The organism is Pseudarthrobacter siccitolerans, assembly GCF_001046895.1.
Classification (GTDB): domain Bacteria; phylum Actinomycetota; class Actinomycetes; order Actinomycetales; family Micrococcaceae; genus Arthrobacter; species Arthrobacter siccitolerans.
The window spans coordinates 130132-156115 of sequence record NZ_CAQI01000044.1 but is presented as its reverse complement, the minus strand read 5'-3'; the positions used below and the strand labels follow the sequence as shown (position 1 = coordinate 156115).

At 65.6% G+C, this 25984-nt stretch carries 27 protein-coding genes; 12 read left to right on the top strand and 15 right to left on the bottom strand.

Annotated elements, in window-relative coordinates; all coding sequences use genetic code 11:
- Window positions 1-501: 501 nt before the first annotated feature.
- On the top strand, window positions 502-1458 hold the full coding sequence (locus ARTSIC4J27_RS11510) for a heme o synthase (protein ID WP_050055590.1): 957 nt from the start codon (window positions 502-504) through the stop codon (window positions 1456-1458).
- 327 nt (window positions 1459-1785) lie between these two features.
- Window positions 1786-4128, top strand: coding sequence for a SulP family inorganic anion transporter (locus ARTSIC4J27_RS11505; RefSeq protein ID WP_050055334.1), 2343 nt, complete (start codon window positions 1786-1788; stop codon window positions 4126-4128).
- A gap of 100 nt (window positions 4129-4228) precedes the next feature.
- On the opposite strand, the gene ARTSIC4J27_RS11500 is transcribed toward ARTSIC4J27_RS11505, so the two are convergent.
- From ARTSIC4J27_RS11500 to ARTSIC4J27_RS11490, 3 genes are read right to left on the bottom strand one after another with little or no spacing between them, the layout of a single operon-like run.
- Complete coding sequence (locus ARTSIC4J27_RS11500; RefSeq protein WP_050055333.1) at window positions 4229-5173, bottom strand: COX15/CtaA family protein; 945 nt, start codon at window positions 5171-5173, stop codon at window positions 4229-4231.
- Between the two features lie 7 nt (window positions 5174-5180).
- Window positions 5181-5951, bottom strand: a complete 771-nt coding sequence (locus ARTSIC4J27_RS11495; protein WP_050055589.1) for an ABC transporter permease — start codon at window positions 5949-5951, stop codon at window positions 5181-5183.
- Between the two features lie 47 nt (window positions 5952-5998).
- Window positions 5999-6967: an ABC transporter ATP-binding protein gene (locus ARTSIC4J27_RS11490; RefSeq protein WP_050055332.1), complete on the bottom strand. Its 969-nt coding sequence runs from the start codon at window positions 6965-6967 to the stop codon at window positions 5999-6001.
- A gap of 117 nt (window positions 6968-7084) precedes the next feature.
- Between ARTSIC4J27_RS11490 and ARTSIC4J27_RS11485 the strand changes: the two genes are divergently transcribed.
- From ARTSIC4J27_RS11485 to ARTSIC4J27_RS11460, 6 genes are all read left to right on the top strand, one after another.
- Entirely contained in the window at window positions 7085-7927 is an 843-nt protein-coding gene (locus ARTSIC4J27_RS11485) for a helix-turn-helix transcriptional regulator (RefSeq protein ID WP_407681127.1), read from the top strand.
- Window positions 7927-9390, top strand: a complete 1464-nt coding sequence (gene sufB / locus ARTSIC4J27_RS11480; RefSeq protein ID WP_050055331.1) for a Fe-S cluster assembly protein SufB — start codon at window positions 7927-7929, stop codon at window positions 9388-9390. The genes ARTSIC4J27_RS11485 and sufB overlap by 1 nt, the downstream gene beginning before the upstream one ends.
- Before the next feature lie 2 nt (window positions 9391-9392).
- On the top strand, window positions 9393-10676 hold the full coding sequence (gene sufD, locus ARTSIC4J27_RS11475) for a Fe-S cluster assembly protein SufD (protein ID WP_050055330.1): 1284 nt from the start codon (window positions 9393-9395) through the stop codon (window positions 10674-10676).
- 24 nt (window positions 10677-10700) lie between these two features.
- Entirely contained in the window at window positions 10701-11060 is a 360-nt protein-coding gene (locus ARTSIC4J27_RS11470) for a non-heme iron oxygenase ferredoxin subunit (RefSeq protein ID WP_050055329.1), read from the top strand.
- A 79-nt stretch (window positions 11061-11139) separates the two neighbouring features.
- Complete coding sequence (sufC, locus tag ARTSIC4J27_RS11465; protein ID WP_050055328.1) at window positions 11140-11928, top strand: Fe-S cluster assembly ATPase SufC; 789 nt, start codon at window positions 11140-11142, stop codon at window positions 11926-11928.
- A 13-nt stretch (window positions 11929-11941) separates the two neighbouring features.
- Entirely contained in the window at window positions 11942-12274 is a 333-nt protein-coding gene (locus ARTSIC4J27_RS11460) for a metal-sulfur cluster assembly factor (protein ID WP_050055327.1), read from the top strand.
- A 188-nt stretch (window positions 12275-12462) separates the two neighbouring features.
- Here the strand turns inward: ARTSIC4J27_RS11460 and ypfJ are convergent, their stop codons facing one another.
- Entirely contained in the window at window positions 12463-13341 is an 879-nt protein-coding gene (ypfJ, locus tag ARTSIC4J27_RS11455; RefSeq protein WP_050055326.1) for a KPN_02809 family neutral zinc metallopeptidase, read from the bottom strand.
- 59 nt (window positions 13342-13400) lie between these two features.
- Between ypfJ and ARTSIC4J27_RS11450 the strand changes: the two genes are divergently transcribed.
- Both ARTSIC4J27_RS11450 and ARTSIC4J27_RS11445 read left to right on the top strand, forming a co-directional pair.
- Window positions 13401-14807, top strand: coding sequence for a class I adenylate-forming enzyme family protein (locus tag ARTSIC4J27_RS11450; RefSeq protein WP_050055325.1), 1407 nt, complete (start codon window positions 13401-13403; stop codon window positions 14805-14807).
- Window positions 14797-15990 carry a thiolase family protein gene (locus ARTSIC4J27_RS11445; RefSeq protein ID WP_050055324.1) on the top strand — a complete coding sequence of 398 codons (1194 nt, stop codon included), beginning with the start codon at window positions 14797-14799 and terminating at the stop codon, window positions 15988-15990. Before ARTSIC4J27_RS11450 ends, ARTSIC4J27_RS11445 begins: the two co-directional genes overlap by 11 nt.
- Here the strand turns inward: ARTSIC4J27_RS11445 and ARTSIC4J27_RS11440 are convergent.
- The 5 genes from ARTSIC4J27_RS11440 to ARTSIC4J27_RS11420 all read right to left on the bottom strand — a co-directional run bounded on the left by ARTSIC4J27_RS11440 (window position 15987) and on the right by ARTSIC4J27_RS11420 (window position 19042).
- Window positions 15987-16610 carry an energy-coupling factor transporter transmembrane component T family protein gene (locus ARTSIC4J27_RS11440; protein WP_050055323.1) on the bottom strand — a complete coding sequence of 208 codons (624 nt, stop codon included), beginning with the start codon at window positions 16608-16610 and terminating at the stop codon, window positions 15987-15989. The genes ARTSIC4J27_RS11445 and ARTSIC4J27_RS11440 overlap by 4 nt on opposite strands.
- Window positions 16607-17338 carry an energy-coupling factor ABC transporter ATP-binding protein gene (locus ARTSIC4J27_RS11435; RefSeq protein ID WP_050055322.1) on the bottom strand — a complete coding sequence of 244 codons (732 nt, stop codon included), beginning with the start codon at window positions 17336-17338 and terminating at the stop codon, window positions 16607-16609. The genes ARTSIC4J27_RS11440 and ARTSIC4J27_RS11435 overlap by 4 nt, the downstream gene beginning before the upstream one ends.
- A 9-nt stretch (window positions 17339-17347) precedes the next feature.
- Entirely contained in the window at window positions 17348-18007 is a 660-nt protein-coding gene (locus ARTSIC4J27_RS11430; RefSeq protein ID WP_050055321.1) for a biotin transporter BioY, read from the bottom strand.
- Window positions 18008-18161: 154 nt separating this feature from the next.
- Window positions 18162-18743, bottom strand: a complete 582-nt coding sequence (locus ARTSIC4J27_RS11425) for a dihydrofolate reductase family protein (RefSeq protein WP_050055320.1) — start codon at window positions 18741-18743, stop codon at window positions 18162-18164.
- 89 nt (window positions 18744-18832) lie between these two features.
- A complete protein-coding gene (locus ARTSIC4J27_RS11420; protein WP_050055319.1) occupies window positions 18833-19042 on the bottom strand; it encodes a hypothetical protein in 210 nt (69 codons plus the stop codon).
- A 106-nt stretch (window positions 19043-19148) separates the two neighbouring features.
- On the opposite strand from ARTSIC4J27_RS11420, the gene ARTSIC4J27_RS11415 reads away from it, so the two are divergent.
- Complete coding sequence (locus ARTSIC4J27_RS11415; RefSeq protein WP_050055318.1) at window positions 19149-19685, top strand: GNAT family N-acetyltransferase; 537 nt, start codon at window positions 19149-19151, stop codon at window positions 19683-19685.
- A 55-nt stretch (window positions 19686-19740) separates the two neighbouring features.
- On the opposite strand, the gene ARTSIC4J27_RS11410 is transcribed toward ARTSIC4J27_RS11415, so the two are convergent.
- The 6 genes from ARTSIC4J27_RS11410 to arfB all read right to left on the bottom strand — a co-directional run bounded on the left by ARTSIC4J27_RS11410 (window position 19741) and on the right by arfB (window position 24141).
- The gene (locus tag ARTSIC4J27_RS11410) at window positions 19741-20553 is read right to left on the bottom strand and encodes a hypothetical protein (protein WP_050055317.1); all 813 of its coding nucleotides are present in this window, start codon (window positions 20551-20553) and stop codon (window positions 19741-19743) included.
- 72 nt (window positions 20554-20625) lie between these two features.
- Entirely contained in the window at window positions 20626-21009 is a 384-nt protein-coding gene (locus tag ARTSIC4J27_RS11405) for a DUF1304 family protein (RefSeq protein ID WP_050055316.1), read from the bottom strand.
- An 82-nt stretch (window positions 21010-21091) separates the two neighbouring features.
- Window positions 21092-22156, bottom strand: coding sequence for a spore photoproduct lyase family protein (locus tag ARTSIC4J27_RS11400; protein ID WP_050055315.1), 1065 nt, complete (start codon window positions 22154-22156; stop codon window positions 21092-21094).
- A 52-nt stretch (window positions 22157-22208) separates the two neighbouring features.
- Window positions 22209-22892 carry a DUF4166 domain-containing protein gene (locus ARTSIC4J27_RS11395; protein WP_050055314.1) on the bottom strand — a complete coding sequence of 228 codons (684 nt, stop codon included), beginning with the start codon at window positions 22890-22892 and terminating at the stop codon, window positions 22209-22211.
- Entirely contained in the window at window positions 22876-23274 is a 399-nt protein-coding gene (locus tag ARTSIC4J27_RS22535) for a hypothetical protein (protein ID WP_152683861.1), read from the bottom strand. The genes ARTSIC4J27_RS11395 and ARTSIC4J27_RS22535 overlap by 17 nt, the downstream gene beginning before the upstream one ends.
- A gap of 444 nt (window positions 23275-23718) precedes the next feature.
- Window positions 23719-24141 (bottom strand): alternative ribosome rescue aminoacyl-tRNA hydrolase ArfB, encoded by a 423-nt coding sequence (gene arfB / locus ARTSIC4J27_RS11385; protein WP_050055312.1) that lies wholly within the window; start codon window positions 24139-24141, stop codon window positions 23719-23721.
- Between the two features lie 239 nt (window positions 24142-24380).
- Between arfB and ARTSIC4J27_RS11380 the strand changes: the two genes are divergently transcribed.
- Window positions 24381-25979, top strand: coding sequence for an ABC-F family ATP-binding cassette domain-containing protein (locus ARTSIC4J27_RS11380; protein WP_050055311.1), 1599 nt, complete (start codon window positions 24381-24383; stop codon window positions 25977-25979).
- The last annotated feature ends 5 nt before the right edge of the window (window positions 25980-25984 follow it).

Genomic DNA, 25984 nt, shown 5'->3' with positions numbered 1-25984 from the left:
GGCGGCACACGGGTTCCGTTTAAAGGCACGCTGTGTGGCGCCCGCTGCGGTGTGTACCAGCCGTTCACCATCGAAACGTTGATCTTTCACTCAGCCACTGGCCAACCTGGGAATGCGGTTTCCACCGCTTCCTTGCTGCGTGCTGATCTGTTTGACAGCTTAGCTCTATTCCATTCTCCGGGCGGCCCAAATCTCACGTTGTGGACGCAATTTCCGCTTATATGAATCCCTCTGAAGTGAGGTTGAGTTAATCTGCTCGAATCGGTGCGCGAGCAATCATCAGCACCAAATGGGGGCCGATTGCCGCGGGGACGTGGCGGGCCGTTGGGAGGGGAGCAGCACGGTATGATATTTGGAGGCCAGCGCCGGGTTGCGGACCTTTCCGGCCGCCGGAACTCCCGGAAGGCGCGCGGATCACGTTACTGATGGTTCCGCGGGCGCCCGCAAGGGCAGGGCCTCATGACAAAGCTGGACAGCCAGACAGAACTGCCAACAGAACGGGTGACTGCCACCGTGAGCACAACAGATACGCCGCTGAACGCATCCCGGTCGAGTGCCGGGATTGCCCGTAAGGCAAAGGCGTATCTCGCCCTCACCAAGCCCCGCGTGATTGAACTGCTGCTGGTCAGCACCCTGCCCACCATGATCTACGCCGAACGCGGCTTTCCCTCCATCGGGCTGATCCTGGCCACCTTGGTGGGCGGCGCCTTCGCCGCCGGCAGCGCGGGAGCCTTCAATTGCTACATCGACCGCGACATCGACAAGCTGATGCACCGCACCGAGAACCGCCCGCTGGTCACCGGCGAAGTCACGCCGCGTGAAGCCCTGGTCTTTTCCTGGCTCCTCGGCGCGGCAGCCATCGCCATCCTGTGGTTCGGGGCCAACCCGCTGTCCGCCTGGCTGGGACTGGCCGCCATCTTCTTCTACGTAGTGATCTACACGATCATCCTCAAGCGGCGCACAGCGCAGAACATCGTGTGGGGCGGCGCCGCAGGCTGCTTCCCGGTGCTGATCGCCTGGGCTGCCGTCACCAACTCGGTGGAGTGGCCCGCTGTCATCCTCTTTATGGTGATTTTCCTCTGGACGCCGCCGCACTACTGGCCGCTGTCCATGCGCTACGGCGAGGACTACCGCAACGCCAACGTCCCCATGCTCGGAGCCATCGCCGGCGCCAAGGTGGTTTCCGTCCAGGTGGTCCTCTACGCCTGGGCCATGGTGGCCTGCTCGCTGCTCATGATTCCCGCCGGCGGGGCAGGCTGGGTCTACACCGTCACCGCTGTTCTGGCCGGTGCCTGGTTCCTGTACGAATCGCACTCCCTTTACAACCGGGCCCAGCGCGAGGACATCTCGGACAAGCGCGCCATGAAGGTCTTCCATGGTTCCATCAGCTATCTCACTCTGCTCTTTATTGCCCTCGCGGTGGATCCGTTCGTCGGACCCGCGGTGTTGGCCGGCTGACAGTACACCGTCCACGCTCCGGTGGTTGAGTCTGTTGAAACCCTGATTTCGACCGGCTCAACCACCGGAGTCGTTTAACCACCCCGGCTCCCAACGCGCGCTCACTCATGGCCGCCTGGTCACCAACGCGCGCTCACTCGTGGCCCCTCCCATACCGGCGCGCTGTCTTGTCGGTCCGCGACGACCAGTACTCCCGTGAAGTTCCCCGGACAGCCGAACTCTTTTCGCGGGGTTGACAACTTTGTCATGTCCGTCACGTTTAATGTCAGACACTGTGACGATCTGGTTACTGTGGAATGGATCCTGCCCGCGAGCAAAGGAAAATCCATGGCACAGGCGCCCGATCCCTCCACCGTCCCCACTGCGGTCCACAGCCCGCCGACACCAGGAAAGGGCGTCCTGAAGTCCGGGCGGCCCGGCTTCCTAAAACATCTCGGCGCCGACGTGCCGGCGTCACTCGTGGTGTTCCTTGTTGCGCTCCCGCTTTCCCTCGGCATAGCCGCAGCCTCCGGCGCGCCTATCATGGCCGGGCTGATTGCCGCCGCCATCGGCGGCATCGTGGCCGGGAGCCTGGGCGGGTCCCCGCTCCAGGTGAGCGGCCCCGCTGCTGGGCTCACCGTAGTGGTGGCCGGCCTGGTCCAGGAGTTCGGCTGGCAGGTGACCTGCGCAATCACCGCTGCGGCCGGCGTCGTGCAGCTGCTGCTGGGCATCAGCCGGGTGGGGCGGGCCGCGCTGGCCGTCTCGCCCGTGGTGGTGAAGGCGATGCTCGCCGGCATCGGCATCACGATCATCCTGCAGCAGATCCACGTCCTGCTGGGTTCCCAGCCGGCCGGATCCGCACTGGAGAACCTCGGCGCACTGCCCGCGGCCATTACCAACGTCGAACTTCACGCAGCCCTGCTGGGGCTCACCGTCGTCGGCATCCTGCTGGGCTGGAAGTACCTCCCGGCAGCGGTGCGCCGCGTTCCCGGGCCGCTGGCTGCCGTCGTTGCCGGCACTGCCCTCTCTGTTGCGTTCGCACCGGGCGTCCAGCGCATCTCCTTCGAGGGGTCCATTTTCGACGCCGTTGCGCTGCCGCAACTGCCCGAGGGCAACTGGCGTGCCGTCGCCTTCGCCGTCATCTCCATGGCCCTGATCGCCAGCATCGAATCCCTGCTGTCCGCGGTGGCCGTGGACAAAATGCATACCGGGGCGCGCACCAACCTCAACCGCGAGCTTGTGGGCCAGGGGGCGGCCAATATCCTCTCCGGCTCTTTGGGTGGCCTGCCGGTAACCGGCGTGATTGTGCGCAGTGCCACGAACGTGGAGGCAGGAGCAGCCACCCGAGCCTCAGCAGTCCTGCACGGCGTGTGGGTCCTGGCCTTCTCCGCCATTTTCGCCGGACTCATCCAGCTGATTCCGTTGTCCGTCCTGGCCGGGCTACTGGTGATCATTGGTGCCCGCCTCATCAAGGTTGCCGACATCCGCACCAGCCTGCGCACCGGCGACCTCCTGATCTACGTGGTGACCCTCCTCTGCGTGGTGTTCCTGAACCTGCTCGAAGGCGTCATGATCGGCCTGGCACTTGCCGCGGCCAGCGTGTTGTGGCGTGTGCTCCGGGCCGCAGTCCACGCACACCAGCCCGTCTCGGCGTCGGCCCCCTGGCGCGTCACCATCGGCGGCTCCTGCAGCTTCTTCGCCCTGCCGCGGCTGAACCGGGTGCTGCACTCGGTTCCCGCAGGAACCGAGACGGTGGTGGAGCTGAACGCGGATTACGTGGACCATGCCTTCCGCGAGGCCCTGATCGCCTGGCAGAAGCAGCACGAAGCGGCCGGGGGATCTGTCCGCCTTGAGGAACACGGAAACACCCTCTTCCAGGACGCCGCACACCGGACACCGCAGCGGCAGGAAGCCCGGGAGCTTCCGCTTCCGCCCAGGACCTCCTGGCAGTCCGCCGGGTCCTCCGGAACCGCCGGGGATGGAGCCGCGGGCCCGGCCGGCAGGGAAGCCGGGCCGCTGGGATCCCTCCTGGACGGGATCAACAAATACCACCGCCGCTTCGCCGACCAGGTCAAACCCCTCGTCCAGGACCTGGTGGAAGGCCAGAACCCGGACACCCTCTTTGTTGCCTGCGTTGACTCGCGCGTGAACCCCAACCTGATCACCAGCAGCGGGCCCGGGGACCTCCTCACCCTGCGGAACATCGGCAACGTGGTGTGCCACGATGGCCAGGACGCGTCGATCGACTCGGCCCTGTCCTTCGCGGTGAAGGCCCTCGGTGTGGATTCAATCGTCATTGGCGGGCACTCGAACTGCGGTGCGATGAAGGCACTGATCGCGGATGCCGAGGAAAACGGCAACGCTTCGCTCGGCCGCGGCTTCGATGCCTGGCTCAACCACTCGCGCCCCAGCTACCGGGAACTCGCGGGCCATCCCGTAGCGATGGCCGCTGAGGCCGCCGGCTACAACCGGGTGGACCAGTTGGCCATGGTGAATGTGGCCGTTCAGTTGCGCAAGTTGGAGCGCCATCCGGTGGTCGGCCCTGAACTCGCCGCGGGCAGGGTGCAGGCAACCGGCCTGTTTTACGACATCGCCACAGCCCGCGTGCTGCTGGTGGAGCGGGACGGCATCCAGTTCCTCGATCCTGCCCAGGCTGCCGCACCATCTGCTGCACCGGCGTTCGCCCGCTGACAGGCAACTAAGCCCACCTGCGGCTTATGCGTCAGCGGTGATATAGCAGCGCCCCCGGTTCGTTTCGAACCGGGGGCGAGTCGTTTAGAGTGGCGGGAAGCTACTCCACCGGGCTCGCTTTGGCGAGATCCCAGGCGTTGGTCGCCGCCACCATCAGCAGCGCGGCCCCCAGCATGTGGGCTGCCACCAGGAGGGCCGGAATACCGTTGTAGTACTGGGTGAAGCCGATAATGGCCTGCAGGACGGTCACGCCGAGGAGCCCCAGCACAGCGGCGCGGAAAGGCCCGCTAATCCGCCGCATGACCACGAGCGCCAGCGCGACGACGGTCCCGGCCGTGATCAGGTAGGCGGGCACGGCGTGGATGTGGGAGAACAGGTCCCAGTCCAGCCCGTTGCGCGGAGCATCTGCGTCGCCGGCGTGCGGGCCCGCTCCGGTGACCACCACGCCGAGCATTACGGCAATGGCGGAGAAAAGTGCGACGGCGGCCGTCACCGGGCGCATGATCCCCGGCAGTGCCGGGTGGCGGGCAGAGAGGAACCGGCCGGTCCGGCCGAAGGCGCGGTTCACCAGCAGCGTGGCAAACACCACCAGGGCCATGGACACGAGGAAGTGCAGCCCCACCACCCAGGGGTTGAGGTTCGTGAGCACCGTGATGCCGCCGATCACGGCCTGGGCCGGAATGCTGGCCAGCAGGCCCAGGGCCAGCAGGAAGAGGTCCCGGCGCTCCTTGCGGAGGTTCCACAGGTAGACCAGCATCAGGGCCGCCACGGCCGCCAGGGCGAAGGTCAGGAGCCGGTTGCCGAATTCGATGAAACCGTGGATCCCCATTTCCGGGGTGTTCACCAGGGAGTTGTCGGTGCAACGGGGCCACGTGGGGCAGCCCAGGCCGGAGGCCGTCAAGCGGACCGCTCCGCCGGTTACCACCAGGAGGGTTTGCCCGATCAGCGAAGCAACGGCAAGGCGCCGCACCCGGACGTCCACGGTGCGCGGCAGCCGGGATGACAGACGGTTTACGAACTGGGGGAGGCGTGACGCCGTGCTCACGGATATCTCAATTCCACTTGAACCAACGGATGGCTGCTGCCCCGGCAATGACCGTCCAAAGCAGCAGGATGAGGGCGGCGCCGCCGTCGAGCGCACCGCCAAGGAAAGCTTCGCGCAGGGATTCACCCAGGGCACCTGAGGGCAGGAAGTGCACCAGTGACTGGGGGCCGGCGGGCAGCCGTTCCGCCGGGATGACGATTCCGCCCAGGGCACCCAGCAGGATCCACAGCAGGTTGGTGATGGCCAGGGTGGCTTCAGGCCGGACTGTTCCGGCCACCAGAAGGCCAAGTGCGGTGAAAGCGGCCGCGCCCAGCGCCAGGTGCAGCAGGCCGGGCACCCAGCCGGCTGCCGCGGGCTGCCAGCCCAGGGCGAAGGCAACGGCGCTGACGACGGCGACCTGCAGGCAGAGCACGGCCAGGACCGAAAGTGCCTTGCCGGCGATCAGGCCGGCGCGGCCCAGCGGCGTGGTGGAAAGGAAGCGGAGCACCCCGTACCGGCGGTCGAAACCGGTGGCGATGCCCTGGCCCGTGAATGCCGTGGACATGGCGCACAGTGCCAGGATTCCGGGGACCGCAACGTCCACTCGGCTGCCGCCCATCCCGTCCAGGAACGGCGTCACCGTCAGGCCTACGAGGGCCAGGAGCGGCAGCACCACTGCCAGGATCAGCTGCTCGCCGTTGCGAAGCATGGCCAGGGCCTCGTATTTGCCCTGCAGCAGCACACGGCGCAGCAGGAATGCGGGCCGCTGGCCGCCGGACACTCCGCCCAGCGCGGCCATGGGTGCGCTGCCGGCATCAGCGGAAGGGGCACCGGAGGCTGTCCCGTTCATCGGATGTCCTTTCCCGAGATATCCAGAAAGACGTCTTCAAGGCTACGCGCCTGCAGGCTCATGGAAGCAGGCATGATGTTGTGCGCTTCCCACCAGCGGGCGAGGGCCGCGAGGTGGGCGGGAGTGAGGCTGCCGGTCACTGAGTAGCTGCCGGCGCGGGTCTCGGAGACAGCGATGCCTTCGGGCAGGACGCCGTCGAAATCCAATCCCGCGGCAGCCTCAAACTCAAGGGTGCGGACGTGTTCGGCGCCGGCCTCCACACCGGGATTGCGCTGGAGCAATTCCTGGACGGTTCCCTCGGCAACGTTCCTGCCGCCGTCGATGATGTAAACGTAGTCGGCCAGGCGCTGGGCGTCGTCCATCAGGTGCGTGGTGAGAACGATCCCCATCCCGGCATCCCGAAGCTCGGTGATCAGGTCGAACACGAGCTGGCGCGACTGCGGATCCAGGCCGGCGCTGGGCTCATCCAGGAACAGGACTTCCGGCCTGCCGATCAACGCCGCAGCAAGGGCCAGCCGCTGCTTCTGCCCCCCGGAGAGGCGGCGGACGGTGGTCCGGCTGAAAGTATCAATGCCCAGCCGCCGGATCAGGTCGTCCACGGGCCACGGGCGTTCGTACAGTCCGGCGATGTGCCGCAGCAGGGGAACGGGCCTGGACGACGGCGGCAGCCCGCCGTCCTGGAGCATCACACCGACGCGGGAGCGCAGGTCCGCCCCGGCCGTCGCGGGGTCCTGGCCCAGCAGCGAGATAGTGCCTCCGCTGCGCTTCTGGAGCCCCTGGGCGCACTCGAGGGTGGTGGTTTTTCCGGCGCCGTTGGCACCCAGCAGCGCGGTCACCTGGCCGCGCTCGGCAATGAGGGAGACGCCGCTCACCACCCGGAGCATTTTTCCGTCCAGGCTGGCAAGCGGGCCGACATCCTTAACTAGCCCGCTGATGGACAGAACCGGGGATTGGGGGGATCGCACCCCAGTATTCTACGGGATGTAGTATTTTCTCCGGTCCTCCGGGAACGGCGGGAAGCGGCAGCACAGGCCAGCCTGCCCTTACTGGAACGCGGGACTAAATTACGACACTATTGTGTTGTGTATTCCATGACCAACGCTACTGCTGTGCCCGTTGCCGGGCACGGGGCCTTAGAGGCTCCCGCAGACCGTGGCCGCCCGGCCGCCGGTCCGGTGGCCGACGCCGACGAGCGCACCCGGGACCGGGTCCTGTCCGCCGTCCTGGAGCACGGACCTGTCAGCGCCGCCGAGCTCGGTGACCTGCTGGGCTTCACCCCGGCGGCCGTACGGCGGCACCTGGATCATTTGTCCCGCGCAGGCGTCATCGAAGTAAAGCGCGTGGCCAGGTCGGGTGCGGGCGCCGGACGTCCCGCCCGCCGCTACGTCCTCAGCTCGCAGGGCCAGTCCAGCCTCGGCAACGACTACCTTGATATCGCCGCTCTGGCTCTCCAGCAGCTCCAGAAGATGGCGGGCCCGGACGCCGTGCGGGCTTTCGCCGTCGAACGCTTCTCGGAGATGGAGCGCCGCTACGCGCCCGAAATCGAAAAGGCCGGCCCGGACGTCACCGACCGCGCCAGGGCGCTGGCCAACGCGCTGAGCCGTGATAATTTCGTCGCGTCCGCAGCCTCCATCGAGGCCAAAGCTCCGCTCCCGGCGGCCCTCTCCAGCGTGCAGCTGTGCCAGGGTCACTGCCCCATCCAGCAACTCGCCGCCCGGTTCCCCGTTTTCTGCGATGTGGAGACCGAAGTGTTCTCGAGGCTGGTGGGCGTGGACGTGCGCCGGCTTTCCACCCTGGCGCGCGGCGGGCACGTCTGCACCACCCACATTCCTACAGGCCGGCTGTCTGCCCAGGCGCCCACAAAGCTCCCGGCAGCCCCCGCCAGCCTGAATGAAGTAACCAACCAGCAGCAAGAAAGGCCGTGATGACGGACCAACTATCAGAGAAAGCGGTAGCCGAAAACACTGTGATCTCGGAGATTCTGGAAAAGAATCCCGAGCTCCACGGCATCGGCACCTACGAGTACGGATGGGCCGACAAGAACGACGCCGGCGCCAACGCACGCCGTGGGCTCAACGAAGAGGTAGTCCGGGACATTTCGGCGAAGAAGAGCGAGCCGGAATGGATGCTCGACCTTCGCCTCAAGGGCCTGAAGTACTTCGACCGCAAGCCCATGCCCACCTGGGGCGCGGACCTGTCCGGCATCGACTTCGACAACATCAAGTACTTTGTCCGCTCCACCGAGAAGCAGGCAGCCACGTGGGAAGACCTCCCCGAGGACATCAAGAACACCTACGACAAGCTGGGCATCCCAGAAGCCGAAAAGCAGCGCCTGGTTTCCGGTGTCGCCGCCCAGTACGAGTCCGAGGTCGTCTACCACCAGCTGCGTGAGGACCTTGAGAGGCAGGGTGTCATCTTCCTCGACACCGACACTGCACTGAAGGAACACCCGGAGATCTTCCAGGAGTACTTCGGCACCGTCATCCCGGTGGGCGACAACAAGTTCGCGTCGCTGAACACCTCCGTCTGGTCCGGCGGCTCCTTTGTGTACGTCCCCAAGGGCGTCCACGTGGATATCCCGCTGCAGGCATACTTCCGCATCAACACGGAAAACATGGGCCAGTTCGAGCGCACCCTGATCATCGCGGATGAGGACTCCTACGTCCACTACATCGAAGGCTGCACCGCGCCGATCTACACCTCGGACTCCCTGCACTCCGCAGTGGTGGAAATCATCGTGAAGAAGGGCGCCCGCGTCCGCTACACTACCATCCAGAACTGGTCCAACAACGTGTACAACCTGGTGACCAAGCGTGCCATCTGCGAAGAGGGCGCCACCATGGAATGGGTCGATGGCAACATCGGTTCCAAGGTCACCATGAAGTACCCGGCCGTGTACCTCGTGGGCGAGCACGCCAAGGGCGAGACCCTGTCCATCGCGTTCGCCGGCGAAGGCCAGCACCAGGACACCGGCTCCAAGATGGTCCACATCGCGCCGAACACCAAGAGCTCCATCATCTCCAAGTCGGTGGCACGCGGAGGCGGCCGTGCAGCCTACCGCGGCCTGGTCCAGGTCCGTGAAGGCGCCAAGCACTCCGCCAACACCGTCCGCTGTGATGCGCTGCTGGTTGACACCATCAGCCGCTCGGACACCTACCCGTACATCGACATCCGCGAGGACGACGTTGTGATGGGCCACGAGGCAACTGTTTCCCGGGTCAGCGAAGAGCAGCTCTTCTACCTGATGTCCCGCGGCATGCGCGAAGACGAAGCCATGGCGATGATCGTCCGCGGCTTCATCGAGCCGATTGCCCGCGAGCTCCCCATGGAGTACGCACTTGAGCTGAACCGCCTGATCGAACTGCAGATGGAAGGGTCCGTCGGATAACGATGACTGAAATCACTACTGAAAAGGCACGCATCGGCGCGCCCTCAGCCCAGCCGTTCATCGACGGCTTCACCGAGGAAGGCGAGAGCCTTTCGCCCATCAACGCGGGCAACAAGGCACCGCTCGCCGGGGATTCGGCCAAGAGCCACTCCCACGGCGGCGGCGTCGGCATCCCGGACAGCTCACGCGCCGGGCGCCTCACGTCCTACAAGCTGGCCGACTTCAAGCCGCTCACCGGCATGGAGGAAGACTGGCGCTTCACCCCGCTCAAGCGCCTCCGCGGGCTGCACTCCGAGGTCCTGTCCGGCGCCGCACCCACCGTGGTGGTCAGCGGTCCCGAGCAGGTCACCGTTGAGAGCGTCGGCCGCGAGGACCGGCGCATCGGTACCGCCGGCATTCCTGAGGACCGCGTGTCCGCCAACGCATGGGAGAACTTCGCGGGAGCAACCGTGCTGACCATCCCGTCAGAGTTCGAGGCGACGACGGAGATCAGCGTCGACATCGAAGGCACCTCCCTGGAGGCTGCCGCCCAGCACCTGGTGATTGTCGCCGGGAAGTTCTCCAAGTCAGTTGTGGTCCTGAACCACAGGGGCTCCGCCGTGGTGTCGGAAAACGTGGAGATCATCGTCGAAGACGGCGCCAGCCTGACGGTCATCTCCCTCCAGGAATGGAACGACGACGCCGTGCACGCCTCCTCACAGCAGGCAAAGATCGGCCGCGACGCCAAGCTCAAGCACGTTATGGTGAGCCTCGGCGGCGACCTGGTCCGCGTCACGCCGTCGGCCCGTTTCACCGCCCCCGGCGGCGAGGCTGAAATGTTCGGCCTGTACTTCGCCGACGCCGGCCAGCACCTGGAGCAGCGCCTCTTCGTCGACCACGCCGTGCCCAACTGCAAGTCCAACGTGCTCTACAAGGGCGCACTGCAGGGCCGCAACGCCCACGCCGTCTGGGTTGGCGACGTCCTGATCCGCAAGGAAGCTGAAGGCACCGACACCTACGAGGCCAACCGCAACCTGCTGCTGACTGAGGGCGCCCGCGCCGACTCAGTGCCCAACCTCGAAATCGAGACCGGGCTGATCGAGGGTGCAGGCCACGCCAGCGCCACCGGCCGGATGGACGACGAGCACCTGTTCTACCTGATGGCACGCGGCATCCCGGAAGATGTTGCCCGCCGCCTGGTGGTCCGCGGCTTCCTGAACGAGATCATCCAGCAGATCAAGGTCCCCTCCATCGAGGAGCGGCTGACCGACGCTGTTGAGCGCGAACTCGCACTGACGGACAACTAGAAGGCACGGAGCACGGGTTTACAAATGACTGACCAGCCAAAGGGCGAGCTTGTCTGCAAAGTGGATGAAATCCAGCTGAAGCAGGCGCTGCGGATCCTGATCGACGACTACCCGGTGGCCATCGTCAAGGACTCCATGGGGGAGATCCACGCTATTGGCGATACCTGCTCGCACGCGGACATTTCGCTGTCCGAGGGCGAAGTGGAGGGCTGCGCCATCGAATGCTGGGGCCACGGTTCCCAGTTCGATCTGCGCACCGGGGAGCCGCTGCAGCTGCCGGCCTACGATCCCGTGCCCGTGTTCGCCGTCGAGGTGCGGGGCGATGAGGTCTATGTGGACTTCACCAACATCCTCAACGGCGCCGAAGCCCCCAACTTCAGCTAGCACCACAGATTTACGAACCAACTTCCAGACAGAGACCGCACCGGAGCCGCCAGGCCCGGTGCAGAGGAGAACAAGACATATGTCTACTCTTGAGATCAAGGACCTGCACGTCAGCATTGAGACGGAGCAGGGCACCAAGGAAATCCTGAAGGGCGTCAGCCTGACCATCCGGACCGGCGAAACCCACGCCATCATGGGCCCCAACGGCTCCGGCAAGTCCACGCTGGCTTCCACCATCGCAGGCCACCCTCGCTACAACGTCACCAGCGGCTCCATCACCCTGGACGGCGAAGACGTCCTGGAGATGAGCGTTGACGAGCGCGCCCGCGCCGGCGTCTTCCTGGCCATGCAGTACCCCGTGGAGGTCCCCGGTGTCAGCATGACCAACTTCCTGCGCACCGCCAAGACCGCCATCGACGGCCAGGCACCGGCCCTGCGCACCTGGACAAAGGACGTCAAGGCTGCCATGGAGCAGCTGCGTATTGACGCCGACTTCGCCCAGCGCAACGTCAACGAAGGGTTCTCCGGCGGCGAAAAGAAGCGCGTGGAGATCCTCCAGCTCGAACTCTTCAAGCCCAAGTTCGCCGTCCTGGACGAGACCGACTCCGGCCTGGACGTCGATGCACTGAAGGTTGTCTCCGAGGGCGTCAACCGCGCGCACGCCGAAGGCAACATGGGCACGCTGCTCATCACGCACTACACCCGCATCCTGCGCTACATCAAGCCTGACTTCGTACACGTGTTCGTGGACGGACAGGTTGTTGAGGAAGGCGGCCCCGAGCTCGCCGACCGCCTGGAAGAAGAAGGCTACGACCGCTACGCCAAGGGTGCCGGCGCCGCCGCTGCACCCGCCGCGGTCCAGGCCTAGTTAGGACCTCGCCATGACCGAAATCAACGCGTCCCGTACCAGTCTGGAGGACGTTGAAGAAGCGCTCAAGGATGTGATCGATCCTGAGCTCGGCGTCAACATCGTGGACCTCGGCCTGCTTTATGGCCTGAAGTACTCCGACGACGACGGCGCGCTGCTGATCGACATGACCCTGACCACCGCCGCGTGCCCGCTCACCGATGTCCTCGAGGAGCAGGTGGGCAAGGCCCTGGACGGCGTGGTTGACGACTGGCGCCTGAACTGGGTCTGGATGCCTCCCTGGGGTCCCGAACGGATCACCGATGACGGCAAGGACCAGATGCGGGCCCTCGGCTTTAACATCTAATCCCCACCGCCTTCCCTGGCCTCGCTTCGCTTCGGCCAGGGAACCCTCGGCGGCGTGGGCCCAAGTACGACGGCGGCGGGGCACCTTTCAGAGGAGAGGTGACCCGCCGTCGTCGTTCCTACACATCGATTGCTCCGTAGCGGCCGTTATCACGGCTGAAAACGGCAGTTACGGAGCAATCGACGAGACTAGAGGTTAGGCGCGGAGAATGTGTCGCACTGGTTGATGTCGCCCGTCTGGTAGCCCTGGTAGAACCACCGCTGGCGCTGCTCACTGGATCCGTGCGTCCAGGCCTCGGGGGAGACGCGGCCGGTTGCGGCTTCCTGGATCCGGTCATCGCCCACGGCCGAAGCAGCGGACAGGGCGTCGTTGAGGTCCTGCTGGGTGAGCTGTTCAAGGAACGGCTGGCCGTCGGGGCCCGGCTGGGTTGAGGCGTGCCTTGCCCACAACCCGGCGTAGCAGTCCGCCTGGAGTTCAACGCGGACCGCACCTGACTCCGGGCCCTGCGGATCCTGCTGTGCCCGGTCCAGGTTTCCCAGCACGTTCTGGATGTGGTGCCCGAACTCGTGGGCCACAACGTACTCCTGCGCGAGCGGACCGCCCGAGGATCCGAACCGGTCCACCAGCTCCTGGAAGAAGCCTGGGTCGAAGTAGGCGGTGGTATCCGCGGGGCAATAGAACGGTCCAACGGCGCTGGAGGCCGTGCCGCAGCCTGTGCTGACCCCCTGTTCGAATATCACTGTCTCCGGCTGCGGGTACTGCACGTTGTACTGCTGCAGGTAGGCGGGCCAAAAGGCGTTGAGGCTGTTGACCGTGCCTGTGATGCGGCAGTCCACCCGGGCATCGGCGTCGGCGCCCGTTTTACAGGCCGGTGCCGTGCCCTGGCTTTGCGGTTCCTGCCCGGCCCCGGCCAGCCCTTCCAGCAGCTGCGGATTCACACCCAAAAGCGTGGCGATCAGCAGGATGAGCCCGCCGCCGATGCCGCCGCCCACCTTCACTCCGCGGCCCATGCCGCGCCGGTCCTGGACCTGTGACGGATCCAGCTGGACATTGTCATTGAAGCTCATAAAGTCACAATACCCGCGGGCCCGGACTTCAACCGGTGCGCGCCGGTAAAGTTGATCCGATGCCTTTCCTCAACCACATCCAGCGCTGGGCCGAAGAGCGGCCGCACCACACCGCCCTCGCGGTTGGCGGTCGCCGCCTCACGTGGTCGGAGCTCCGCGATGCCGCTGCCGGCCTGGTGCCCAACACCAAAGCGGTGACGTCCCTGTGCGAAGCAAACTCGGTGGATTTTGCCGTAAAGTTCGCCGCCGCAGTAGCCGGCGGACGCCAGTGCGCCGTCCTCGATCCCGCCTGGCCCGAATCCCTGCAGGAGGACATTGTCCGCCTGGTCCAGTCATCCGCGCAGCCGGCGGCCGTTTCCGCTGAGGATGAACTGGCCGACGGCGGGCCGGACGCCACCTTCCTGGTCGGCCTCACGTCGGGCACCACCTCCGTCCCGAAGGCGTTCACGCGGTCGCGGCGGTCCTGGCAGGAGTCGTTTAAGGCTTCGATCGAGTTTTTCGGGCTGGGCCAGGACGATGTGACGCTGGCACCGGGCCCGCTGGCCGCGAGCCTGAACCTCTACGCACTGTCCGAATGCCTGTACGCAGGTTCGGAATTCCAGACCCTCGAAACCTTTGACGTCGGCGACGTCCACGCGGCCATCACTTACGACCGGGTCACGCGGCTGGTGCTGGTGCCCACCATGCTGCGCATGCTGAGCGAACGTGGATTGACCGGATGCGTGGATGCATCCGGAGTCCGCACCATCATCTGCGCCGGGTCCAAGCTGGATGCGCGGACCCTTGAAGCCGCCCGCCGGTGGGCGCCCAACGCTACGATTTATGAGTACTACGGCGCATCCGAGCTGAGCTTTGTCTCCGGGGCGGGCCTGCCAGCAGGCGAAGCTGCCGAGGTGGGCGGGACCGGCATCGGCCGGCCCTTCCCCGGAGTGGACGTCAGGATCCTCGACGACTCGGGCGAACCCCTTCCGGACGGTGCCGCCGGCAACATCTGTGTTCGCAGCGGGATGGTCAGCAATGGCTACCTCTGGGGTGATGACGGCCAGGCCCTGCGGTCTTTCGATGGCTGGTTCACTGTGGGGGACCAGGGCTACCTCGAAGCGGGGGAGCTGCATATCCTGGGCCGCCGCGCGGACATGATCCTCACCGCCGGCAAAAACGTCTATCCGCACGAGGTGGAACTTGCCCTCGCGGCTGTGCCCGGCGTGGCCGCCGCAATTGCGGCCGGAATGCCGGACGACCTGCGGGGCCAGCGCGTGGTGGCCGGGATTGTGCCGTCCGCCGGCGCCGTCACTGCCACCCAGCTGAGGGCTGGGCTGGAAGATATCCTGGCCCGCGACAAGTGGCCGCTTCACTACTACTCAGTGACTGAACTGCCGACCACCGACCGCGGCAAAGTCAGCCGGAACCTGCTGCTGGACTGGATCAGCGCGGGAGACCCCAGGATCCACAGCCTTGGCGCCTGAGCTCCTGCCGCCCGGCCGCCAGCCCGTTATCATCGCTGCGCGGCGTACTCCCGTCTGCCGGACCAATGGTGCATTGCGGACACTCCGCGCCCACGAGCTCCTCGCGCCCGTCCTGCGTGAGCTCGCGGCAGGGCTGGAGCCTGCTGCCGTGACCGACGTGCTGATCGGCAACGCCGTGGGTGGCGGCGGAAATGTGGCCCGGCTTGCACTGCTGGAAGCCGGTCTGCCGGTCAGCGTCCCCGGCCTCACAGTAGACCGCCAGTGCGGTTCCGGGCTGGACGCCATTGTCCTCGCTGCCGGGCTGGTGGCAGGCGGCGGCAACCCCTTGTATCTGGCCGGGGGAGTGGAAAGCACCAGCACCGCTCCTTTGCGGGCGCACCGGAATGACGACGGCGGGCCCGAGTTTTACCCGCGGGCCCAGTTTGTGCCGGAAAAGTTCGGCGACCCCGACATGGGTGTGGCGGCCGAGACCGTGGCCCGGAAGTACGGCATCAGCAGGGACCGGCAGGACGCCTTCGCCCTGTGCAGCCACCGGAGGGCCCTCGCGGCAGCAGAGGCAGGATACTTCGACGGCGAGCTGGTGCCGCTGACTGCCGGGACCCGCACCGTTGCGGTGGACGATGGACCGCGCCGCGGGCTGGGTTCCGCCGTGATGGCGCGGTTCCCGGCGGCTTTCGTGGACGGGGGAACCGTCACTGCTGGAAACTCCTGCTTTGACGCGGACGCTGCCTCCGCCGTCGTGATCACTTCACTGCAACGCGCGCGGGACCTGGGCATGCCCGACGGTTTGCTGGTGCTGGGCACCGGCACCGCCGGGGTGGAACCGGAAGTGCTCGGCATTGGCGCGGCCTCCGCTGCACGGGATGTGCTGGCTGTAGCAGGGGTGACCGCTGAAGAGCTGGATTTGGTGGAGTTCAATGAGGCATTTGCCTCGCAGACGCTGGCCAGCCTTGACGAGCTGGGGATTGACGCCGGGCGGGTAAACCTCGACGGCGGTGCGCTGGCCCTGGGGCACGCCTACGGTGCATCGGGGGCTGTCCTCGTGACCCGGCTGCTGGCCCAGGCGCGCAGGAATGGTACGCCGGGAAGCCTGGCACTGGCCATGATCAGCATCGCCGGCGGCATGGGTACCGCCGCGCTGCTCCGGTACGAACGCTTCCAGCCGCCTCTTCCGCAGCTTTAGTCCTCCGCCTCGCCCAGGCCTCGGGCGGCGAGCGCCTCGCCCGTCTGCCGGGCGAAGGCCACGGAGGTAATAAACACGGGCAGGATTAGTGCCCGCGGATTGCGCTCCAGTCCCCGTGCACGGGCCGAGTCCCGGACATCCGCAAAGGTGCCGGCGATGTAGGGGATGCTGCGCAGCATGATGCCGATGGTGAGGGCGAAGCGCTCGGGGTCGGCGCCGAATCTTTTGAAGGGCGTCGCTGCCGTGACCACGCCGTCCAGGAGCTTTTGCACCGGCGTGGTGGCTGTGAGCAGCGATGCTGCAACTACGCAGATCAGGATGTTCAGCACGATCCGCGCAGCCGTGGGGGCGCCGAGCTGCCACCACTGGAAGAGCCCGATCACCAGAAGGACTGCGGCCAGCGGCCGGACCGCACCCCAGAGTCGTTTCAGGCCGGCGCCGGTGAGCAGGAAGAGGCCGCAGAGTACGGCGAGGACCGCCGTCGAAATGCTCCAGTCCTGGATGATGAACGAGGCGAGGCCGCAGCCGAACACCAGGAGGAACTTCAGGCCCAGCGGTGCGCGGTGAACCAGGGAGTTCCCCGGGACGTAGTTGGCCAGGAGGAAGCCGTGGCCCCTCATCGGGGGCTCGGTTCAGTGGTGTGCAGGCCGTCCAGGCAGAGGGTGCGGTAGGCGGCCACGGCGTCGGCGGGAGCACCGTCGAAGGCGACCTGGCCGTTTTCGATGACCAGCACACGGTCCATTTCGAGGGCCAGGTCAAGGTCGTGGGTGGACATGATGATCTGCTGGTCAAGCCCGGCGAGGGTCCTGCGGAGGAGTTCGCGGTTGCGCAGGTCCAGGAGGGTGGAGGGCTCGTCGAGCACCAGGACTGTGGGGTCCACCGCGAGAACGGCGGCGAGGGCCATCAGCTGCCGTTCGCCGCCGGAGAGCTCGTAGATGCTTTGGTCGGCCAGGTGCAGGAGCCCAAGGCGTTGCAGCGCCTCCTCTGCCTGCCTCCGCCGTTCGGTGCCGTTCTTCACCGAGCGGCGGAGGGAGAGTTCCACGTCTTCCCTGCCGGTGGGCATCACCAGCTGGGAGAGGGGATCCGTAAAGACGAAGCCGACGTTCCTGCGGACCCTGCGGACGGCACTGACTGTACTGTCGCCGTCGACCTCCACCGTGCCCTTTGTTGGCTGGATGAGGCCGTTGACCAGGCGCAGGAGGGTGGATTTCCCGGACCCGTTGGCGCCGATCACGCCCACGCGCCTTTCCGTGAGCCGGAGGTCGACGGCGTCAAGGAGGACTTTGGGCTCCGGCGAGTTATCCGTCTCGACGGCGACCGTTACCTGGTCAAAGGTCACTGCGGGCATGCGGGAATCCTAGGCCTTGGTGGTCTGCGTGGTGGCGGCGCTCTTGGCGGCGGTGCGGCGGACGCGCCGGACCAGGATGTCCGGGAACGCGCGGTGCAGGGCGACGGCGATGACCGCGGCAAGGATGTTCTTGATGATGTCGCCGGGGTAGAAGACCAGGTCGCTCAGGAAGGCCTGGCCCAAAGTGGCCTTGGTGTTCAGGGCGATGCCGGCGACGCCGAGTGAGTGCACCACCACGATGCTGGTCCCCGTGGCGGACAGGAAGAGCCAGAGGGCGCGGGCTTTGGTGGTCCGACGGAGCACGAGGGTGGCGAGCCATCCGACTACCAGCGCGGCGATGGGGAAGGCGACGATGTACCCGGCTGAGGGTCCGGCGAGGATGCCCAGGCCGCTGCGGCCCTGGCTGAAGATGGGCAGGCCGGCGAGGCCCAGCAGGGTGTACAGGCCGACGGCGGCGAAGCCCCTTCCGGGGCCGAGGACCAGTCCGGTGAGCATCACTGCGAGGGTCTGGAAGGTGATGGGGACGCCGAACCCGTTGACGGCGAGGCCGGGCACCAGGGCTGCGCCGGCCACGAGGGCGGCGAAGACGGCGATCAGGCCGAGGTCGGTGGCGTTCCAGCGGCGCCTGGATTTGGGGGCGTTCGTGACGGCGGTGTCGGTGCTGCTCATGGGAGTCCTGTCGGGGTTGTACAAGCGGAATCTAATGTACTGCCGACGTTACCGGCGCGCGACTGCCCCTATTTTGTAGGGGGCCTACTAAAGCCGGGAGCAGCGGCTGACGGCTGGGCACAACTTCGCCGTCTTCATGTGCCGCCCGGATCGGTCACCGGCGCACCCGGTAGTTCAGGTGAAGCACCCGATTGCCCTGGAGAACCACGTCGGGGTCCTCCAACAGGTGCTGTGCGTGGACCGACCCGAAGTAGCGCTTGCCGGACCCGAACACGACGGGTACGACGTCCATGCGCACCTCGTCCACCAGGCCCGCGACAAGCATCTGGCCACCAACGTCACCGGCAGCGACCTCGACGATGCGGCCACCCGCAAGCTCTTGCGCCTTGGCCATGGCTGCCTCGACGCCGTCGACGAAGTAAAACGGCGCCTCGGGATCCCAGCCCTCGGGCTGCGGCCGGTGCGTCACAACAACCACGTGGTCGATCCCGCTCGGCGGCGTACCATCCCAGCCGTCGGTCAGGTCGAAGACATGGCGGCCCGCAAGTGTCACCCCGATCCGGTCCCAGTACGGCCGGGTGTAGTCGTAGGACGTCTGCGACACCTTCAATACGCCGCTCCCGTCCAACGGGACATCTCCGCTGGTCAACCAGTCGAACAGCGGTCCGGGCTGGTCATTCCCGTCCGCGATGAAGCCGTCCACCGACACCGAGCCAGACATGACTACCTTGCCCACGGGCCTCTCCTCTTTTCGGGGTGCCCCCACAGTAGCGTGTGGTGACCTGCCGCTCCAGCAGGAAATGAACCGGCCGGCTGCACCGTTCTCTATGGCAGCTGCACAGCACCTGCGAGGTGCTGATTACGCGACTCGATCAGTTCTTGGAGGTAGCGGGCCAGCAGCAGTTTCACACCGGCTACGGCTTTTTCGCGAGACTTTGCCAGCGAACTTTTGTGGACATCGATGCTCCGGGCAAGATCAAACAGCTCGGATTGCTTTCTGTTTGTCCGCGTTATGCATTCGAAGGTGACAGCCATGGTCAGAGTATTGCAGTTCCTCCCGGTGCTGGCGGGAACCAGTGGCGTTGGGGACGCGCAAGAGCAACTGCGCAGGCCGTTTCGGCCTGCTGGGTAGTGTGAGGGGGTGGACTTCTCCCGTGAACTTGCTGACGGCACCGTGCTGCGTCCAGTCCAGCAGTCAGATGCCCCGGCCCTGGCAGCAGCGCTTCAAGAAAACCGGGTCTACTTGGCTCCCTGGGAACCCATCAGGCCCGAGGACTTCTACACTGTTGCGGGTCAGCGGGAGGTGATTGCACGACGCCGGGCCGAGTTTGAGGCGGGGACATCACTTCCCATGGTGCTGGCAGGAAAAGGCGGAATCCTTGGCCTGCTGACTTTCAGTTCGATCGTACGCGGTGCCTTCCAGAACGCCCATGTAGGCTACTGGACCGCGCAGAGGGCCCAGGGAGCAGGCCTCATGACTGCAGCTGTAGGCACAGGCATAAAGATCGCCAGGGACGACCTCGGCCTGCATCGTCTCGAAGCCGCGACCCTGCTGCACAACGTCGCATCACAGAGGGTGCTCGACAAGAACGGCTTCGAGGCCTATGGCACCGCGCGTGCCTACCTCCGCATAGCCGGCCTGTGGCAGGACCACCGCATGTATCAGCTAATCCTCTAAATCTGGATAGACCCTCGCTGCAGGCGGCCGGGAAGCACCGCGAGTGAACCCGGCTCTAGGCCTGCGGCAGCACCAGCAGGTAGCCGGTCGGCAGTCCGCTGCTCCAGCGACGCGGTTCGCGGACCACGAACTGCCTGGCCAGCTGTTCGGGAGTGAGGAGGCTGTTGGGTTCGGGGGAAGGACCCCACTGCCCGCTGCCGTGGGGGTAGAGCGGATCCTGGACGCGGACGCCCGTTACCGTGAACTCGGGGAACCCGGTTGGATCGCCGACCGACTCAAACCCGCTCATCACCCACGCGTGGCGGCCGCTCCACATAACGAGCCCAACGGGCCGGCCAGTGCCGGCCATGGCGCGTGCCGCCGTCTGGAGCGCATCCTCGTAATCGGGAATGCTCACCACGCTGTAAGGTCCCATCCCGGCCTCGGTGAGGACCTGCGCCCAGCCAAACGGGTTGGCACCGTTGTACGAGTTGGATGAATGTGCCCGGGCCCTCTCCCACAGCTCACCCTGCTGGCCGGGATCGGTCCAACTGCCGCCCCCTGTGTCGTCGATGAGGTTGTGCGCGATCTGGATGCTCGCTGCAACACACCAGTCGAAGGTGTACTGCGGCACAAAGTCCCCCTCCTGGTAGAGGTTGAGGGCGAACGGCTGGGGGACACTGGCTGGGGTGGGAACCGGTGCAGGGGTCTCGGCGGCCGGCGCCTGCTGAGGGGCCACAGCGGCTTCGGTCACGGCGGTTGTTGCGGAGGCGGTCGACGGCGGCTGCTCAGTGGATGCAGCGTCGAGGCCGACGGTGGGTGTGCAGCCCGTGATGAAGCCCGCCAGGACAATAAGCCAGGCCAGAAGACGGGTACGGGCACCATTCATGATCGATCCAGTCTAGCGCGGCGCGCCTGGAAAGCCCCGGGCCGAAACCTATGCAGCGCCCCCGGCCGGTAACTACCGGAACATGGCGTAAAAGAGCAAAGCCAGGCCGGGCCCGAGGGACTGTCCTATAGCACTGAACAACAGCCGCTTCTCGGTGACCCATAGCCAAACCCCAAGGAGCACTTGGCCGGCACAGCAGAAGATCACGACGGCCGACCCGCCAGCGGTGTTGCCAGCGCCGTTCAACAGCCACAGTCCTGCGAGGATGCCCAACCCAAAGGTGATGTTGTAGGCACCAATGTTCATCGCCCACATGCGCACGGCCGGGACATCTTCAGGTTTGATCAGAAAAATCCGGTAGAAGCGGCGATCGCCGTGACGGAAAATCTCCAGCAGTCCGACGGCGATCAGGGCCAACGCGGTGGTCCCGGCGAAAATCTGGCTCAGTAGATTCATCCCACGCCCTCCTCAGGGCAGGGCAGGCCACCCTGCTGCCTCTCGTGAAGGATAAGGCCTGAAAGGGATCGTCTTCAAGGTTTCAGAAGGCGTAGCGGATGCGGCAGTAGGGGGCGATCTCGTTGATCAGCGCGGTCAGTTGCCGCACGTAGCGGGCCTTGGTTCCTGCGCGGTAACGGACATTGCTGAAGCCGTTGGATGAGACTTTCGATTCCTGCAGGTCCGGGCGCCACAGCACCTGCTCGGCCAGCGGGTGCCACCCCAGGTTGACCTCGTGGAGGCGCTCGTTGTGGGTCAGGAAGATCACTTCTGCTGCGAGCTGGGCCTTGGCGGCCGGCGACAGGGTGGCGTCGAGCTGGCGCAGCAGTTCCTCCCAGTCGCTGAGCCAGGTGTCGGTGATGATGACGGGGGAGAAGTTCACGTGCACCTCGTACCCCGCATCCACGAAGTCGTTAATTGCGGCCATTCGTTCGGCCACCGGCGAGGTCCGGACGTCAATCGATTTCGCCAGGTCGGCGGGCATCAGGGAAAAGCGGATCCTGGTGTGGCCGCCGTGGTCCCAGTCCAGCATTGCGGGGTTCACGTACTTGGTGGCAAAGGACAGCTTGGCGGTGGGCAGGTCGCGGAAGAGCGCGACGAGGTCCTCCACGTTGTCGCTGATGAGGGCATCGACGGAGCAGTCGCTGTTTTCGCCGATGTCGTAGACCCAGAGCTCCGGGTCGCACTGGTTGGGCTCAAGCTTCATGCCTTGGCGGATGGCATGCCGTTCAAGGGCGCGGGCAATCTGGTCGATGTTCGCAAACACTGTCACGGGGTTGCTGTAGCCCTTGTGCCGGGGCACATAGCAGTAGGCGCATGCCATGGCGCACCCGTTAGCGCTTGAGGGCGCAATGAAGTCCGCCGACCTGCCATTTGGTTTGACGGTCATCGCCTTTTTGACCCCGAGGACCAGGGCCTCCGTCTTGATCCGGGACCACCGCGGCACATTTGTTTCATCCCCATGCACTTCCGGAATATTCCAGTGGTTTTCAACCAGCCTCACCTCGGCGTCCGGCCAGCGTTCAACGATCTCCTTGCCCCGGGGAAGCTCCAGCGCGGCAGGCTGCGCATAAATCCGCCGGATCTGCAGCAGCCGGTTGAATTCCATAAAAACATTCTCCCAAGCGGCCACAGCCGCCCCGGACGGTTAAGCCCACGGCCTATTCCCGGGCTTCTTCCCGCACCGGTTTCAGGTGCCCGGGGACTCCTCCTGCGGTAAGCGCCGGAAACGTGCAGGTGAACTCGCCCCGGTATCCGAACAGGAAACCGAGGAACGGGTTCCGCACCTGCATCTGGATGGTGTAGACCCCTCGATCGTCGTCGAAGTTCTCATACAAGTCGGCCGTGCCGGTGAGGGCGGCTGGAAACTCGAATGCGGCGAAGCCCTCGTAGAACCGCTGCGCACCCGTTTGCAGGTGCAGAGAGCCGTCGGCCAGAACCTCCAGGGCGAGGTCGGTTGCCAGGTGCTGGTGAGTGCCAAGGTAGTCAACGACTCCGCCCCTTTGTGCGCTGTGCACCATGGTGGCGTCGAACCGGCGCCGCTTGGCCCCAGGCAGTTCCAGTGTCCTGGCAAAAGTCACCGTGGGGCGGCCAAATCCATCTATGTACGGATAGTTCTCGATGGTGAACGGGATGTCCTTGCCGCGGTCGGGGAAGAGAATGTTGCGGTAGGCGCCCAGCCGCAGGAAGGGAACAGTCCACCAGGCCCCGCGGCGCACTTCGGAGAACACACCGCGCCCCACGCACGCGTAGCCTGCAGCCGCATCAACACCAAAACGCTTCTGCAGCATCGGGTGCAGCTTCTGGAAGTCCTTTCCCAGTCCCAGCTCAAAGATCGACGCCATGGCTGTCCTCTCCGGAAGGGGTGACGCCTGCGACCAGTGGCGCGTCCAGGCCGGCGTGGGCGGAGGGGGCCCGCCCGGACCGCAGATCGGGTGCACTGCGCAAACATCGGCCTGCCCGGGGCACCGTCCGGTGCGGCGGTACAAGCCAGGAGGCAGCTGCCAGTCCCAGGCCGGTGAATGCGCCACCCGCACTTCGTTTGTCCATCGCTTCGCGCAGCAGCCAACAGGCGGCCAGGGCGCCCCCTGTCCTGGCCGCGGCGTCCAGGAACCACCGGTTCCGGGAGTCCTTCGGATCAAGGTCCCGCTCCGCCCACATCCTCAACCGGTCAAAACTTATGGCTGTCGCCCAACCCAATACCGGCCGGACCAACCATGAATCCATTGCTTTTCCGAGCGCTCCCATGCCCGGCGAGTAGTTGTAGCCCGTGATGAAGCGAAGCCCGTCCCCGGTGGGGATATACCGCCAGTATCCCGAACCCTGGCCAATTGGCGAGAAATGGTCGGCGGTATCGAATTTCAGTACCGACGTCGCCTGGCCGTCCGGCCGGAACCGATGCCCTAAGGATGTCCCGGTCCCATGAATGGTGTGGAACGGAAGACGGAACTCATAGCGGAAATGCTGAAGCCCTTGTTCGTTTTCCGATATCGGAACTATCCGGGAAAACCGCAGATCCCATGCGGGGTGCAAGGACGTGTCCTGGCTCAACTTCCAAACGCGTTCGAGTGGAGCCTGAATGCGGATCTCAACATAAATCGGCCGCCGCGCGCCGGACTTTTCCCTGCCTGAACTTTCCCCCATTTGAGCATCATAAGCGGCAGGCCGCACCTACTCCGCGGCAGGCCGCCTGCGCTGCTGCTTGGTTGTTGACCGCTGCTTCTTGGCCACCAGGCGACGGCGGGTGGAGCCACGGGTGGGTTTCGTTGCCCGGCGGTCGCGAGGAGCCGGAGCAAGCGCTCCTGCCACAAGGTCAGCGAGCTTGGCCAGGGCAATCTCCCGGTTGCGCAGCTGGGATCGCTGCTCAGAGGCCGTCACCGTAACCACTCCCGCCGTCAGACGCGGCCCGAGGCGCGAGAGCAGGATCAGTCGTTGGCTGTCTGAAATGGCCAGCGAATTTTTGACGTTCCACGAAAGTTCCGCGCGGCTGTCCGAAGTGTTCACATGCTGACCGCCTGGCCCGGACGACCGCGAAAACCGCCAGCGGAGCTCGGACGCCGGGATCGTAAGCTCAGGCAACACCTCCAGATCCATGCAACCAGCGTCGCACGGATCTGGAAGCATTCACGAAGCGGTAGCGGCCACCGTCAGTAACCCGTCACCCGCGACGGCCCTGTCCGGGCGTTCCTTACGTGACTCCAGTCTCGAAGTGCCGGCACCAGGGCCGTTCAACGGTAGACTTGGACGGGCCGTTCTGTCGGCCATTGCCGCCCACGCCCACCACAGTTGCTTCGGGCTGCGGCTTATCCCTGCTGTGAAAGGCTTTACCTGCTGTGATTACTGTCCAGGATCTTGAACTGCGAGCCGGCGCCCGGCTCCTGATGGACCAGGTGAGCTTCCGCATCGACAAGGGAGACAAGATTGGCCTGGTGGGCCGCAACGGTGCCGGCAAGACCACGCTGACCCGCGTCCTGGCGGGAGAAGGACTTCCTGCAGCCGGAAAGGTGACCCGCAGCGGCGAGATCGGTTACCTGCCGCAGGACCCGCGCACGCCGGACATGGAACAGTTGGCCCGGGACAGGATCCTGTCGGTTCGAGGCCTGGACATCGCACTTGGCAAGCTGCGCGTGGCCCATGACGAAATGGCCAGCGATGACGCCGCCGTCCAGCGCAAGGCCATGAACCGCTATGACCGGCTTGAGTCCGAATTCCTGGCGGCCGGTGGCTACGCTGCCGAAGCGGAGGCAGCCGCGATCTGCTCCAACCTCGCGCTGCCGGACCGCCTCCTGAACCAGCCGCTCAAGACCCTCTCCGGCGGCCAGCGCCGCCGTGTGGAGCTGGCCCGGATCCTGTACTCGGATGCCGAGACCATGCTCCTTGACGAGCCCACCAACCACCTCGACGCCGATTCGATCGCCTGGCTCCGTGACTTCCTGAAAAACCACCAGGGCGGACTGATTGTCATCAGCCACGACACCGAACTGCTCGAAGCCACGGTCAACAAGGTCTTCCTGCTCGACGCCAACCGCGCGCAGATCGACTTCTACAACATGGACTGGAAGCGCTACCTCACGCAGCGCGAAACCGATGAGCGTGCCCGCAAGCGGGAACGTGCCAACGCCGAGAAGAAGGCACAGGTCCTGATGGACCAGGCCAACAAGATGCGTGCCAAGGCCACGAAGGCTGTGGCCGCCCAGAACATGGCCAAGCGTGCCGAACGCCTGTTGAGCGGACTGGAGGCTGTCCGCGAGCAGGACCGGGTGGCAGCGCTGCGTTTCCCGGATCCGTCGCCCTGCGGCAAGACCCCGCTCACCGCGGAGGGCCTCAGCAAGTCCTACGGTTCCCTCGAGATCTTCACCGACGTGGACCTCGCCATCGACCGTGGCTCGAAAGTGGTTATCCTGGGCCTGAACGGCGCCGGCAAGACCACCCTGCTGCGCATGCTGGCAGGCGTGGACAAGCCCGACACCGGTGACGTTATTGCCGGGCACGGCCTCAAAGTGGGCTACTACGCCCAGGAACACGAGACCCTCGACGTCGACCGCACCGTGCTGGAAAACATGCGCTCCGCTGCTCCCGACATGAAGGACGCCGAAGTCCGCGGCATCCTGGGCTCGTTCCTGTTCTCGGGTGACGACGTGGACAAGCCTGCAGGGGTCCTTTCCGGCGGAGAGAAGACCCGCCTTGCCCTCGCCACCATCGTCGCCTCGAGCGCCAACGTCCTGCTCCTGGACGAGCCCACCAACAACCTCGACCCCGCCAGCCGGGCAGAAATTCTTGGCGCGCTAAAGAACTACAGCGGCGCCGTCGTCCTGGTCAGCCACGACGAAGGCGCAGTCGAAGCCCTCAACCCGGAGCGCGTCGTCCTGCTGCCCGACGGCGTCGAAGACCACTGGAACGAAGACTACCTGGACCTGATAACCCTGGCTTAGTCGGC

Excerpts from the sequence above, each read along its gene's own strand:
- ARTSIC4J27_RS11505 (WP_050055334.1), top strand. The coding sequence starts at position 1,786 with ATGGCACAGGCGCCCGATCCCTCCACCGTCCCCACTGCGGTCCACAGC.
- ARTSIC4J27_RS11495 (WP_050055589.1), bottom strand. The coding sequence starts at position 5,951 with ATGGCCGCGCTGGGCGGAGTGTCCGGCGGCCAGCGGCCCGCATTCCTG.
- sufB (WP_050055331.1), top strand. The coding sequence starts at position 7,927 with ATGACGGACCAACTATCAGAGAAAGCGGTAGCCGAAAACACTGTGATC.
- sufD (WP_050055330.1), top strand. The coding sequence starts at position 9,393 with ATGACTGAAATCACTACTGAAAAGGCACGCATCGGCGCGCCCTCAGCC.
- ARTSIC4J27_RS11470 (WP_050055329.1), top strand. The coding sequence starts at position 10,701 with ATGACTGACCAGCCAAAGGGCGAGCTTGTCTGCAAAGTGGATGAAATC.
- sufC (WP_050055328.1), top strand. The coding sequence starts at position 11,140 with ATGTCTACTCTTGAGATCAAGGACCTGCACGTCAGCATTGAGACGGAG.
- ARTSIC4J27_RS11460 (WP_050055327.1), top strand. The coding sequence starts at position 11,942 with ATGACCGAAATCAACGCGTCCCGTACCAGTCTGGAGGACGTTGAAGAA.
- ypfJ (WP_050055326.1), bottom strand. The coding sequence starts at position 13,341 with ATGAGCTTCAATGACAATGTCCAGCTGGATCCGTCACAGGTCCAGGAC.
- ARTSIC4J27_RS11450 (WP_050055325.1), top strand. The coding sequence starts at position 13,401 with ATGCCTTTCCTCAACCACATCCAGCGCTGGGCCGAAGAGCGGCCGCAC.
- ARTSIC4J27_RS11440 (WP_050055323.1), bottom strand. The coding sequence starts at position 16,610 with ATGAGGGGCCACGGCTTCCTCCTGGCCAACTACGTCCCGGGGAACTCC.
- ARTSIC4J27_RS11435 (WP_050055322.1), bottom strand. The coding sequence starts at position 17,338 with ATGCCCGCAGTGACCTTTGACCAGGTAACGGTCGCCGTCGAGACGGAT.
- ARTSIC4J27_RS11430 (WP_050055321.1), bottom strand. The coding sequence starts at position 18,007 with ATGAGCAGCACCGACACCGCCGTCACGAACGCCCCCAAATCCAGGCGC.
- ARTSIC4J27_RS11420 (WP_050055319.1), bottom strand. The coding sequence starts at position 19,042 with ATGGCTGTCACCTTCGAATGCATAACGCGGACAAACAGAAAGCAATCC.
- ARTSIC4J27_RS11410 (WP_050055317.1), bottom strand. The coding sequence starts at position 20,553 with ATGAATGGTGCCCGTACCCGTCTTCTGGCCTGGCTTATTGTCCTGGCG.
- ARTSIC4J27_RS11405 (WP_050055316.1), bottom strand. The coding sequence starts at position 21,009 with ATGAATCTACTGAGCCAGATTTTCGCCGGGACCACCGCGTTGGCCCTG.
- ARTSIC4J27_RS11400 (WP_050055315.1), bottom strand. The coding sequence starts at position 22,156 with ATGGAATTCAACCGGCTGCTGCAGATCCGGCGGATTTATGCGCAGCCT.
- ARTSIC4J27_RS11395 (WP_050055314.1), bottom strand. The coding sequence starts at position 22,892 with ATGGCGTCGATCTTTGAGCTGGGACTGGGAAAGGACTTCCAGAAGCTG.
- ARTSIC4J27_RS22535 (WP_152683861.1), bottom strand. The coding sequence starts at position 23,274 with ATGGATTCATGGTTGGTCCGGCCGGTATTGGGTTGGGCGACAGCCATA.
- arfB (WP_050055312.1), bottom strand. The coding sequence starts at position 24,141 with ATGGATCTGGAGGTGTTGCCTGAGCTTACGATCCCGGCGTCCGAGCTC.